This window comes from Desulforhabdus sp. TSK (assembly GCF_022836495.1).
Taxonomy (GTDB): Bacteria; Desulfobacterota; Syntrophobacteria; order Syntrophobacterales; family Syntrophobacteraceae; genus Desulforhabdus.
Window position 1 is genome coordinate 44,100 of the sequence record NZ_BQXM01000036.1, and the last position, 12,425, is coordinate 56,524.

The 12,425-nt window shown below is 55.3% G+C and carries 12 protein-coding genes and 1 pseudogene; 5 read left to right on the forward strand and 8 right to left on the reverse strand.

What is annotated here, in order from left to right; translation table 11 throughout:
- Nucleotides 1–50 precede the first annotated feature (50 nt).
- Together MWC30_RS17750 and MWC30_RS17755 are read right to left on the reverse strand one after the other, a co-directional pair.
- Entirely contained in the window at nucleotides 51–2,531 is a 2,481-nt protein-coding gene (locus tag MWC30_RS17750; RefSeq protein WP_244085544.1) for a DNA topoisomerase 3, read from the reverse strand.
- A gap of 87 nt (nucleotides 2,532–2,618) precedes the next feature.
- The gene (locus MWC30_RS17755; RefSeq protein ID WP_244085545.1) at nucleotides 2,619–5,786 is read right to left on the reverse strand and encodes an ATP-binding protein; all 3,168 of its coding nucleotides are present in this window, start codon (nucleotides 5,784–5,786) and stop codon (nucleotides 2,619–2,621) included.
- A gap of 970 nt (nucleotides 5,787–6,756) precedes the next feature.
- Here MWC30_RS17755 and MWC30_RS17760 point away from each other — a divergent pair.
- Nucleotides 6,757–6,990: a ribbon-helix-helix domain-containing protein gene (locus tag MWC30_RS17760; RefSeq protein WP_244085546.1), complete on the forward strand. Its 234-nt coding sequence runs from the start codon at nucleotides 6,757–6,759 to the stop codon at nucleotides 6,988–6,990.
- Entirely contained in the window at nucleotides 6,987–7,310 is a 324-nt protein-coding gene (locus MWC30_RS17765; RefSeq protein WP_244085547.1) for a type II toxin-antitoxin system PemK/MazF family toxin, read from the forward strand. Before MWC30_RS17760 ends, MWC30_RS17765 begins: the two co-directional genes overlap by 4 nt.
- 202 nt (nucleotides 7,311–7,512) lie before the next feature.
- Here the strand turns inward: MWC30_RS17765 and MWC30_RS17770 are convergent, their stop codons facing one another.
- Nucleotides 7,513–7,953: a PIN domain-containing protein gene (locus tag MWC30_RS17770; RefSeq protein ID WP_244085548.1), complete on the reverse strand. Its 441-nt coding sequence runs from the start codon at nucleotides 7,951–7,953 to the stop codon at nucleotides 7,513–7,515.
- Nucleotides 7,940–8,173: an AbrB/MazE/SpoVT family DNA-binding domain-containing protein gene (locus MWC30_RS17775; protein ID WP_244085549.1), complete on the reverse strand. Its 234-nt coding sequence runs from the start codon at nucleotides 8,171–8,173 to the stop codon at nucleotides 7,940–7,942. The genes MWC30_RS17770 and MWC30_RS17775 overlap by 14 nt, the downstream gene beginning before the upstream one ends.
- 488 nt (nucleotides 8,174–8,661) lie before the next feature.
- Here MWC30_RS17775 and MWC30_RS22610 point away from each other — a divergent pair.
- Nucleotides 8,662–8,920, forward strand: a pseudogene (locus MWC30_RS22610) (DUF4160 domain-containing protein).
- 4 nt (nucleotides 8,921–8,924) lie between these two features.
- Nucleotides 8,925–9,212 (forward strand): DUF2442 domain-containing protein, encoded by a 288-nt coding sequence (locus MWC30_RS23080; protein ID WP_368860884.1) that lies wholly within the window; start codon nucleotides 8,925–8,927, stop codon nucleotides 9,210–9,212.
- Between the two features lie 334 nt (nucleotides 9,213–9,546).
- On the opposite strand, the gene MWC30_RS23085 is transcribed toward MWC30_RS23080, so the two are convergent.
- On the reverse strand, nucleotides 9,547–9,864 hold the full coding sequence (locus tag MWC30_RS23085; protein ID WP_244085551.1) for a DUF2442 domain-containing protein: 318 nt from the start codon (nucleotides 9,862–9,864) through the stop codon (nucleotides 9,547–9,549).
- Between the two features lie 313 nt (nucleotides 9,865–10,177).
- Here MWC30_RS23085 and MWC30_RS17790 point away from each other — a divergent pair, with 313 nt between their 5' ends.
- A complete protein-coding gene (locus tag MWC30_RS17790; protein WP_244085552.1) occupies nucleotides 10,178–10,570 on the forward strand; it encodes a DUF5615 family PIN-like protein in 393 nt (130 codons plus the stop codon).
- A gap of 536 nt (nucleotides 10,571–11,106) precedes the next feature.
- Here the strand turns inward: MWC30_RS17790 and MWC30_RS17795 are convergent.
- The 3 genes from MWC30_RS17795 to MWC30_RS17805 form a co-directional block, all read right to left on the reverse strand.
- The gene (locus MWC30_RS17795; protein WP_244084530.1) at nucleotides 11,107–11,448 is read right to left on the reverse strand and encodes a type II toxin-antitoxin system PemK/MazF family toxin; all 342 of its coding nucleotides are present in this window, start codon (nucleotides 11,446–11,448) and stop codon (nucleotides 11,107–11,109) included.
- On the reverse strand, nucleotides 11,441–11,680 hold the full coding sequence (locus tag MWC30_RS17800; protein ID WP_244085553.1) for a hypothetical protein: 240 nt from the start codon (nucleotides 11,678–11,680) through the stop codon (nucleotides 11,441–11,443). The genes MWC30_RS17795 and MWC30_RS17800 overlap by 8 nt, the downstream gene beginning before the upstream one ends.
- 155 nt (nucleotides 11,681–11,835) lie before the next feature.
- A complete protein-coding gene (locus MWC30_RS17805; protein WP_244085554.1) occupies nucleotides 11,836–12,225 on the reverse strand; it encodes a hypothetical protein in 390 nt (129 codons plus the stop codon).
- Between the last annotated feature and the right edge of the window lie 200 nt (nucleotides 12,226–12,425).

The window sequence follows — 12,425 nt, forward strand, 5'->3', positions numbered from 1 at the left end:
GCGTGAGATGAAAAGGTGCGTTCTGAACCGTGTAGAGTATAATTTATTTATTATCCCCTGGAATTCTCAAAGACGAAAACGGTCTTGTATTCATTTTCATCGATCTTGAGGCGAGCCGAAAATTCCTTCCCCTTTTTGGAAATGAACCCTTGGAGGAGCTGTGTTTCACCGTGGGTCAACAGGTCCTTGACCGCCTCCATCGGCAGCTCGAGGCCGGCGATGACCTTCCAGACCACGAAGCGACATCCCCCGTCGGCATCCCGCCAGTTGGCGCATCCAAAGCCTTTCTTGCCTTCCACCACATCACCGCCGCACCGGGGACACTGCCCCAGCACCTCCGATGCTGTAGGGGGCGATGAGGAGGCAGACGCCCCCTCTTCCAAAGTCTGCTCAACGGGAACGAAGCGTGTCACCCACACCCCTTCCGCCTCATCCCGCTCGAGCTTCAGCCCTGCCGCGAACTCCCGGCCTTCCCTGGATCGGAAGTGCATGGGCGGAGTGGTCTTCCCCGACAAGAGCGCGCGCAGGGTTACCGGCCAGATCTTTTGCCCGTCGATCTCCTTCCACACCACGAAGCGGCACCCGCCGTCCTTTTCCCGCCAATTGGAGCACCCGAAGCCCTTCTTGCCCTCGATGATCTCCCCACCACACGCCGGGCATTTCCCCAACGCCGCCTGCATCCCCTGCCCGCCCTCACTCATCTTGAATTCCTCCACTCCATTTTGGACAAATTCCCGTATCCCTCGCATGAACGCCTCGGGATCCCCCTCTCCCAGGGCGATTTTCTCCAGTTCCATTTCCCAGCGCGCCGTTTCTTCCGGTGTGGCGATCGCTCTTGCGCGTTCGAACCGGCGCAGCCGGTCGATGAGGTAGCATCCCTTTTCGGTGGGATACAATTTCTTCTTCTCCCGGACAATGTATTTTCTCAGGAGCAGGGTTTCGATGATCTGGGCCCGAGTCGCCTGAGTCCCCAAGCCGATGTCTCCCTTGAAGATCTTCTGCAGCTCTTCCTCGGTGACGTAGCGGGAGGGATTGGTCATGTCCTTGAGGAGCAATGCCTCCGAATATTCAGGAGGCGGCTGCGTCATTTTCTCCTCGAGCCTGGTCTCCACCACTTGAGCCGGATCCCCCCGTTCCAGGAGGGGCAGGTTTTCCTCTTCCGGCTCCTCTTCGGGGCTGACAGACTGCGGAGCCTCTTTCAAGCCATAGACCGCTTTCCAGCCGGGAACAAGAGGTCGGCTCCCTTTGGTGCGGAAAGTCTCGCCCTGGACGTCGGTAACGATGAGGGTGGCTTCATACTCGTAATCCGGGTGGAAAGCGGCGGCAAAACGCTTCAGCACCAGGTCGTAGACTTGAGCCTGTTCCCGCGTCGCACCCTGCGGCAAAGGCGCCAGTGGAATCAGGGCGTGGTGATCGGTGAGCTTGGCATCGTTGAAAACGCGTTTATTGGTCTTGCTGATGCGGCTCTGCTGCACACCTGCAAAAATCTCGGGGGAGGCTTTGGAGAGCTTGGCGACGATCTTCCGGGCGAGATCCACATTCTGGCTGCCCAGGACCCTGGAATCCGTACGCGGGTAGGACAGGCATTTCTTTTCCTCGTAGAGCGCCTGGGCAATATCCAGGGTGTCCTTGGCCGAGAGGCCGAGCTTGGAATTGGCCTCACGCTGCAGATCCGTGAGGGAATAAAGGAGCGGTGGGGGGAGCTTCTTTTTTTCGCGCTTGACGGATCGGACTTTTCCCTTCTCGTTCTCCACCCGTGAGAGGATCGCTTCGGCGGCGTCTTTCTTCTGGAATCGGTCGGCTTCCCCCTGGAACCAGGTTCCCCACCAGGCTCCCTTCTCGTTGGAAAAATTGGCGCGCAGGAGCCAGTATGGCCTGGGGACAAAATCGTCCCGTTCCCGCTTCCGTTCCACCAGGAGCGCCAGGACAGCCGTCTGGACCCTTCCCACGGAAAAGACGTTTCGGGAAGCCCCCCTCAACTTCAGCGTGGCGGCGCGGGAGAGATTCATCCCCACGAGCCAGTCGGCGATCTGCCTGGACTGGCCGGCGTTCCAGAGGCGGTCATACTCGGAGGCGGGCTTGAGGTTCTGGAGGGTTTCCCGCACCACCTGCTCCGTCAGGGCCTGGGAAGTCCAAAAACGGTACATCGCTCCCTGCGGTTGCTGCACCTCCACCGTCCCCAGTATGGTACGGGCGATCACCTCGCCCTCGCGCCCGGCGTCCGTGGCGATGACGATCTTTCCCACGTCCTCTCTTCTGATTTGTCGTTGGATGACGGCCAATTGCTTTTCGGACCTGGAGATGGGCTTATACTTGAGACTCGCAGGGAGGATGGGAAGGCTTTCCAGCGTCCATTTCTTCCATTCTGCACCGTAGTCTTCAGGCTCTGCCAGTTCCACGAGATGTCCGACGGCCCAGGTGATGACATATCCGTTTCCTTCGAGGAAGCCGTCCCTTTTTCCGGAAACACCCAGCGCCCTGGCAAAATCCCGGGCCACCGAGGGCTTTTCCGTCAAAACCAGTGTGAGCACCCGCACTCCTCATTGCGACAAGAAGCGATCAATCGGTATCCATCTCCCGGGGTAGGGTGCATTTTATGCACCATCCTAAAAACCTGTCTATTCACCCTCTTTGCGTTTCACCTTCCTGGGCAGCACAATGGTGAAGGTAGACCCCTTTCCCAGGGTGCTGGCCACATAGACCCGCCCCCCGTGGCCCTCGACAATGGCTTTCACCGTGGCCAGTCCGATCCCGTAGCCTTCCCTCTTTTCACTGCCGCAGCCTCGATGGAAGAGGTCGAAGATGAAGGGAAGCTCCGCCGGATCGATGCCGATGCCCTCGTCCATGATTTTCACGACGACGCCATGGTTCACTTCCTTGGCGGAAATGGTGATGACTCCCTGCCCTTTGGAAAACTTGAGGGCATTGTCCAGAAGGTTGGTGAAAACCCTCCGGAGCCGGTTGGCGTCCGCCTCGATGATGGGGAGGGCCTCCTCGATCTGCAGCTCCATCCGTATGGCGGTCTGTGCCGTTTTGGCCCGGTAGGCTTCGAAGAGCTCCAGGAGCTCCTTCTCCAGGGAGATGAAATCGAAGTTCAGCTTCAATCGGCCCGTCTCCAGGCGTGAAAACTCGAGGAAATCGTCCACGAGGGATTCCAGCTTGGCGGCTTCCTTGTTGATGATGCGAAGATACTCGGTTTTCCTTTCTTCTTCCATACCGGCCGATTTGTTCAGGAGGCGCAGGGCAAGGCCGTGGATCCCCGTGAGGGAAGAGCGCATGTCATGCGCGAACATGGAGATCATATTGGCCTTTTCGCGCTCCAGGGCTTTCAGGTGCGAGATATCGGTGACCACGGCAAAGCTGCCCTTGTAGTCCCCGTCCGGCCCCACCATGGGAACCGACGAAACGATGGTGGAGATTTTTTCTCCTTCCCGGGCGGCCCAGGTGGTTTCGTACGAAACGATCTCACCCCGGTTGCGACGGAGGAGCTGCTCATGCACAATCTTCCGCTGAGCTTCTTCGATGAATTCCATCAGGGACCTGCCAATGATCTCGTCGCGGGAGCATCCCCACATGCGGCACAGCTTTTCGTTGACGTAGGTGATCATCCCATTCTCGTCTTCGATCTCCAGCCCCTCGTTCATCGTTTCCACAAGGCTGCGGTAGCGCTCCTCGCTTTCCTGCAGGGCGCGCTGAGCCCGCACCCGTTCGGCGATCTCCTTTTCCAGCTGGCTGATCTTTTCTTCCAGCTCCTCCGACTGCCGTACCAGGAGCATTTCCCGCTCCTGGTAATAGTCGATCTTCTGCTTCAGCTCCCCCGGAGTCACCTTCAGATCCGACAGGATTTCGGCATACACCTCCGACAGGTCCCGGGCTTCCCGGGGTGTGAAGATGATGGCGTTGGACAGGGCCTTGTACGCCGCAGCCGACCCGATGGACCCCGCCAGGGACTTTTCCACTTCGCTTTGCAGCTCCACCAACTGAACGATGGAGACCTTCTGACGCGCATCGATGCAGGCTTCCTTCATGCACTTATGGAGAATCGCGTCTGCATCCTGCTGTGAAAAATACTGCCCGAGGATTTTCCGGATGTCCCCCACCTTCTGTGAGAGATCGATGTAGGCCTCCCGACCTCGAGGACGGTAGAGAGGAGAGCCGGGGGCGAGAACGCCCACGAATTCTTCCGCCAGGCTGAGCTCCTCTTCGCTCGCATCGGCATAGAGAGACCCCAGCACATAACAGCAGACATTGAAGAGCATGGACCAGAAGACCGTATGGCTGAGAGGGTCCAGCCCCGTGAGACCAAAGAGATGCTCCGGATTCAGGAAGGCAATTCCCCAGGGTCCCTCATCCAGCAGGCGGTGAGCCACCCATCCGCTCTTGACGAAAGACGGAAAAAACAGCGTGTAGAACCAGACCAGGAAGCCCGCCCCCATTCCCAGGAGGGCTCCCGTCTTGTTGGCACGGCGCCAGAAAATCCCCCCGAGGATGGGGGGAGCGAACTGAAGCATGGCGGCGAAGGAGATGAGGCCGATATTCACCAGCATGTAGGATTCACCGACACGATCTTCAAACCAGTAACAGAGGAGCATGTAAAACGCCACGGCCGCCCACCGGCATTTGAGAAGATACCGTTTGAGGAAGCCGAGGAAGGGAATCCAGCCGACCAGGGGCAGCAGCAGATGGTTGGTCATCATGGTGGCCATGGTGACGGAGCTGATCATGATCATGCCCACGGCGGCGGAAAACCCACCGATGAACACGAGGAGGGAGAGCCAAGGCTCACCATGATTGAGGGGAAGCAGCAGCACGAAATTGTCCGCCTGGGCGACGGGATAGCCTTTGAGCAGCCCTCCCAGGGCGATGGGAACGACAAAAATATTGATGAGAAGCATATACAGCGGAAAAAGCCACATGGCCGTGCGGATATGCCTTTCATCACCGTTTTCCACGACGGCCACGTGGAACTGCCTCGGCAGGAAGAGAATGGCGGACATGGACAGGATGAAAAAGCTCGCCCAGCGCGTGTAATAGAGATCTTCCTTCCCCCAGAAGCTCACCATCATCCGGTAAGGAGTCTCCGTGACCTGGCGAAAAATGTCCTGAAAGCCGTCGAACATGACATAGGTCACGTAGAAGCCCGCGATCAGAAAAGCCAGGAGCTTCACCAGGCACTCCACCGCCACGGCCATGATCATACCTTCATGGCGCTCCGTGGGATCCAGCCTCCGTACTCCGAGAATGATGGTGAAAAGGATCATGACCACGGTGACGACGGGCCCCACATGCGCTCCGATCCAGGAAGACAAGGAAGCCCCCTGCTGAGCCGCCTGAGGCGAGGCGCCGGTAATGAGCACAAACGTGCTGATGATGGCCTTCAACTGCAGAGCAATGTAGGGAACGATCCCCACAATGGCAAAAAGGGTCGCCATGACGGCCAGGGGTTGGGACTTGTTGTAGCGGGCCGAGATAAAATCAGCGATGCTGGTGATATGGTGCAGGTTCTTGAGCCGCACCAGCTTTCGCAATACAGACCACCAGAGCACGATGAAGACGATGGGCCCCAGGTAGATGGGCAGAAAAAGGAGCCCGGATGTGGCGGCCATGCCCACGCTTCCGTAGTAGGTCCACGCACTGCAGTAGACCGCCAGGGACAGGGAATACCAGACCGGATGGTTCGCCGGACTCAGTCCCGCCGCCGACCTGCGCTCCACCCACAGGGCTACCAGGAAGAGAAAGCCCATGTAGGCACAAAAAACCCCCAGGACTATTCTCGGATCGAGCATGAGTGATCCTTATTTTTGCCCGAAATTTCCTCGGACTCTGAGTCGTTGCAGCAGCGGCTGATAACGAAAAGCAAAAGAACGGCCGCCCCCCAAAGGGAAAAGACCCAACAGAAAGTCGTCTGCGGATCTCCAACATGCAGCACTTTCAGGAAAGGCCAGCTGAAGAGAGCGATTCCCAGGAAAAAAAGGAGAAGATGAAATTCGTTCTGTTTGAAAAGATTTTGTACCCGTTTCATGGGGCTTCCTCCTTCTTCACACACAATACCCCAAATGCCCGGCGGAATCCATACTGCGAAGGGTTCAAACCTTGACTTTCGCAGGAGCGGCGTCAAGCCGCGATTCTATTGGGAGCCCGTCATTTCCGTCGCGGCTGGAAGCCGCTCCTACAGGAACATCAATGATTCAAGATCTCACCCGTTTGGAGCATGACTTGAAAAGTTGCCTTTCTTGGTTCACGCAGGGACGCGGAGAACGCGGAGAAAAGCAAATGGCACCAGGCTCCGCGACTCCGCGTTACGATGAAGTTTTTCAATCTCCAAAAGCATGGTACACGTCCACAGAATAAGATGTCCCTTTCGCTCCTCGTCATGCCGGCAGTTTTTAAGCCGGCATCTAGTTTTTTCTGTGGATTGCGGCTAATACGACAACGAGACATTGCTCTCCGGCGTAGGGTGGGCTTTGCCCACCAACCAATGTTTTCGGCGCAGGATGGTGGGCAAAGCCCACCCTAGGCAAGAACTCTCGTTGTAGTACTAAAGGACTGCCGGAATGACAAATCGAGTGGCGGACACTCTAATGTATTGAATTGTAATAAGCTCCGGCGTTCGGTTGCGGAATTTCGGGAATGGGTTCGTTAGGGACTTTTTCCAGCGCGACTTTTGAGAAGGTATATCCGGTGCCTCCGATGAAGCTTGACCACCATTTGCCTACGGATTATTCTGTGGATAAGAATCCACAGTAGAGGTGACACATGAAAACGATTCAAATGACCATAGATGAACCATTGCTCGATGAAGTGGATCAGGTGATCCAGGATCTCAAAACCACTCGCTCGGCTTTTATTCGCTCAGCCCTGCAGCTTGCAGTCAGGCAGCATGCCATCTCAAAACTTGAGCAGCAGCACGCCGAAGGCTATGCGAAATATCCCATCACACCAGGTGAATTCGACATCTGGGAATCAGAGCAAGCATGGGGGGAGCCATGACACAAGGAGATGTCTATTGGTACACTTTCAAAGAACCGGACAAACGCCGGCCGGTTCTGATTCTTACCCGTGATTCCGCCATCCACTTCCTCACCTCTCCGACTGTTGCTCCCATCACCACAACAATCCGAGGGATTCCAACCGAGGTGGTACTCGGTCAGGCTGACGGACTCTTTGCAGACTGTGCGGTGAACTTGGACAATATTCAAACGGTTCAAAGAGAGAAGGTCGGTGCCTTCATCACGCATCTTTCATTGCATCGCATGAGGGCAGTTAGAAAGGCCATTGAATTCGCCCTGGGCTTCGATGCCCTGCAATGAGCCTATGCATGCTCTACGTCCTGGCAGCCTCCCGGCGACCCCATCCGCCAGCTGATTAAATCTTGATGCTCTCTCACTGTGCCGGCATTTGAATGCAAATAGGAGTCTGCTCACGAAACGGAGAAAATCTTACGGTAAGACGAGGCAACGACCCAAAACCCGCAGCACACACCATGGCCACGGATCACGACTCTGAACATTTTCAAGCATCAAAGCCCGGAAACCCGGACGATGCTTGAATGGTGAATGGATTGCAGATGCGTAACTGATGGTCGATCAACAGTCCGTTCTGCATATCTTCGGAATACAAGGTTTTACATCCTCCGAGAAGAGCGGCGGCCACGATCATTGCATCGTACACGCTCATTCCGTACCGTTCAGCCACAACCCTACCTCTGTCATGGGTTTCAAGGGTCAATGGAGCAACCGAGCATACAGACCTTATCAGGGTCAGCACCTCATTGATTTCCCCCCATGACATCGACAGCTTACGACGTGCCACATTGGCCATCTCGTTCAACACCTGCACGCTGATCAGGCCGCCCGCCTGCACAATCTTCTCGGCTCGGTCAGCCTTATCATCGTCAGCGGACAAGAGATAAAGCAGGATATTGGTGGCGATGAACGCTTCAGCATCGGGCATTGGCATCTTCCCGATCAAATTTGAAATCGGCAGGCATCTTTCCTCGGAACCGGCGCAGCCGGGCGAGGACGGCTTCGGTGCCGGGTTTTTTCCCTACTTGAAAGACGCGCTCATCTGCGATCACCACTTCAATTTCGTCGCCCTCGCGGAGCTTCAGCGCTTCGACCACCGCGGCGGGCAATCGAATGGCCAAGCTGTTACCCCATTTTGAGACTCGCACGATCTTCTCCTTCCGGATATACATTTTACAAATGTGTATCATTCACTTGCACTCGGGTCAACTCGGAAGCGGGAAATTCTTTATTCCAGTGTCAGTCTGGGGTAGACTTTAATGAATCTTGGGTCCCCCCCGGCTTGTGCAGGGAGACTCCCAGGTTTGACTCTCGATCAGATGAATTTTTAGACAGCCTTTAATACCACAACTAGAGATTGATGTTCTACGTAGGGTGGGCTTTTGCCCACCAACCAATGCTTTCGGCGCAGAATGCTGGGCAAAGCCCCCTCTACGCAAGAACTCTCGTTGTAGTATTAAGGCTTTACCCAGTAATAGAAAGTTGGCAGAATACCAGGGGGCATCAACTGGTCTGCGGTGTCGCGTTGTGTCGGCAAAGGGGATAGTCTCCCACCCCGGATCATGGCGGTGAACCGGGATTATGCCAAAGAGGATTTGCTGTCCGCAGTAGCGGCTGAAAGGGGCAGGAAACAGCAATGCCGGAAATATCCCGTTTCCTCGGAATAGCAATCTACATGTATTACCGGGAACATGCACCACCACACTTTCATGCTTGATTATGGTGAGTTTGAGATCACGGTGGAAATTGAGACCGGCATTGTCTCTGGCCGCTTTCCAAGACGGGCTCTCGGGCTGGTCCTTGAATGGTGCATGCTGCACAAGGCAGAGCTCATCGCCAATTGGGATCTCGCGGCGAGTAGACTGCCGCTCAACCCAATATCTCCATTGGAGTAATGCCATGATCCTTCATGTCGAAGAAGCCAGACACCTTGGAGGCCACAGAGTATGGCTCAGATTCAATGATGCTTCCTGTGGAGAGGTCGATCTCTCTGACGAACTGGACGGTCCTATCTTTGAGCCTCTCAAAAAAGAGGACTACTTTCGTCAGTTCGTTGTCCGCTACCATACCCTTTCCTGGCAGAACGGGGCTGACTTTGCGCCAGAGTTTCTTCGTGACATACTTGCCCAACAAAACATTCAAGCGGACCGGGCGACCACATGTGTTGAGCATGCTCCAAGTCCTTAGTGTGCGGCCGCCCAGTACACGTCGACAGAATAGGATGTCCATTTCTCCGTTCGTCATGCGGCAGTCTTTAGAGGCTTTCTAAATATTCCCCCTTGAGCAAGGGGGGCCAGGGGATGTCAAGACTTGGCAACCCCAAAAAATACCCCCCTGCCCCCAAGGGGCAATGCTGTTGACTGAACGTCTCCCCATTGAAAATCGGGGTCCAGAAAGTCTTTATTTTCCTGGATTCCGGCTTTCCTCTGAATGACGGACGTTGGTTTAGTCAACAGTATTGCCCTGAAGGGGGGAATCGAAGCAGGTTTGACTCCCGAGCAGATGAATTTTTAGACAGCCTTCAGCCCTTAACTTTCCGATTCTGCAGGCGGGTTCCCAGCCATCGTTTGAAAGAGCGTTGGCTTTCTCCTGATGGCTTTCCAAACAGAATACCTTCAACGCTTATGTCCTCATCCAAATCAGGCCAGTGAGCACCCTCTCCCTTTCCGATGAGGCGCCAATTGTTCCGCTCCTCGGCCGTACCGTGGAGGAGTCGTGGAAACCACGCCAGGGGAACAGAGATAGTACGTCCGTCATCAAGATCTACAATCAAACTGTCCTCCGTGACGGAAACGTTCGCGGCCAAAGCCAGTCGATTTTCAATCGCCAAAGTAATCATCCCAAGCCCTCAATAAGTTATCCCTTTCCTGCTCCACGAGTCTATGGGGAAGCGGTGGACCACTGCAGTCTCCCCAGGCCGCTACCCCAGTCGAAGGCGCTGTCGTCAAGTCCCGATGGCAGACCTGTCGTGTCGTAAGAGCTTTCGTCGGCGTAGAAGGCCCAATCGGCGATTGGTTGTAATCTGCTGCTGCGATTGCTGAACTAAATGTTTTCTCCGCCGACTATCCTTATCTGGAGTGCGAAGACATCATGCAGGCGTTGTTCTATGCCGCATGGCGGGCTGAAGAACGCGAAATCGTGCTGGCCCACGCATGAATCTGCTGGGCGACATGAATTTGTCGCCGCGCTGGGTGAATCTGCTGACCGCTGCCGGCATCGAGGCGGTCCACTGGTCAACGCTTGGAGCGGCCAATGCCCCGGAGGAGGAAATCATGGCCTTTGCAAGGGTGAACGGGTATGTGGTGCTCACGCGCGGCTTGGACTTCAGCGCGATCCTGGCGGTCACTCGTGATCGCACATCGTCTGCCGAATGCCGCATCGCCGGGCGGCAACCTCCAGATGCAGTGGAGATAGTCGGGCAGCAGAACTTACCCCTCGATGGAGAATGGATGCACCGCCCTCGCCTCCCGGACTGCATGCCGCAGGGCGAACGATGCGTCCCCCGACCCCAAATCCATTGCGAACCCCATGGGTATCATGGGTAGGGTGCGTTTCACGCACCATTTCCAGCACCATCAATCCATGAGAGGGGCGCACCAAAGCCAAGGACCGACCATGCATGACCCAACGGCCATCGCGTTTGTCCCGTGAACCAGTCATTTCAGACCAACGAGGATGGTACATAGAATGCACCCTACCTGGCTACCGCATCGTATACGAGATCTTTGCGGATCGGCTCGTTGTCTTGACCGTTTTCGAGGGGCACGCGGTTTTCCTCATGAAAAACCTGGGTGAGCTTCCTGCCGAATAATCTACATTTGCCGGCCCCATTCCATGGACATGGTGTATAGAATACACCCTACGCGGCTATCCTTCCTACTCAGCCTGTATGCAAATCTTTGGTCGAAATGACGAACTGATGCAAGCCCGAAAAGGGGACACTATTAAAGACATATGAGGCCAATTGTGGCAAAACGGGGAACAGTACGGCAGGCACTCCAGGAACAGGGAAGCACTGGTGGTAGTCGTATCCGGGAAGAGACTCAAAGCGTGTTACATGAAGAAGACTTTCAGATTCACATTAATCTATGCTCAGCACCACCGCCAGAGCCCTTCCGATTGAAGTCATCACAGAGTCTGAGAGCTTTCCCAGTTTGCGAACAAATCGTTCTTGCGCCAGGGAGCGCACTTGAAAAGCATCTGCCGCAGAGACCTTATCCAGCCCATTCTCAGAATTCGCTTCAATCCGAACCATCCAGGGCGCAATGCTGTATCGATCTTTCCATTCCGTGACAGGTACGATCACCTTCAGTGGCAGCAATCCCACTGCATCGTCATTCACGATGACTGCGGGCCTTGTCTTCCTGATTTCAGCTCCAACGGTTGGGTCAAGGTTAATCAGCCACACTTCGCCTCTATGCATGGAAACTCTCGCCATCGAGAATCGAAAATGCCGTCAATTCCTCATCGGATGCGTAGTCCGCAAGCAGAGCTTCGGCTGCGGCGGCGAGCTGCTTCTTCCTATCCTCCTGAGCTGGAGGAGACCCTGTTTGTTGTAGCTCTCGGCGCAGTTCCTCCAGCGCGTCTTCAATGACAACCAACCGCCGTGATGGGGCAAGCCTTTTCAATGCTTCCAGGATTTCTCTCTCAGACATCTTGCTGCCGCCTTTCCAGGAACAAAATATGACCCATGACCAGATGGACCCTTGTCGTGCCTGTAAAATCGATGCAAAATCTCAACTCGCGTCTTCTCACGATCTCACTATGCCTCGACCTTCATACTGAGTCAAGAAAGCAGGCACCGCCCCCATTATCCTTGATGAGGAGGACACGCATGAACGAGCGGCCAAGTCCAGATGGAGTACGAATGGTCCGGCAGCAGAACCCAGCCGTCAATGGTGAAGGGATGCACCGCCCGAGTCTCCAGGACGGCATTCCGCAGAGCGTTTCGAACCGGTTCATCGCACAGAAACGCCTGCCGGCGAAACGTCACAACCGTAAAGAAATAAGTGCCACCCGTTATCGTCGCCCGCCGATACCTCGAAATTTTTCCCCACATGGATGGTAATGGATTGCCGACCGTAGGGTGCGTTTTACGCACCATTTTCAGCACCATCAATCCATGAGCGGGGCGCACCAAAGCCAAGGACCGACCATGCATGGCGCAGCGATCATGGCGTACATCCAGCGAGTCAGTCATTTCACAGCATTGAAGTTGGTGCATGGAATGCACCCAACCCTGCTCATAAGAACGGGTTCCGAATTGAAGCATCTAAGTACCCAAGCAAAAGTTTTCTAACAAAACGAACCGTTCGCCCTGAGCCTGTCGAAGGGCATGTCTGGTTGTGCCCTTCGACAGGCTCAGGGCGAACGGACAGCAAGACAAAATGTTAAGAAATA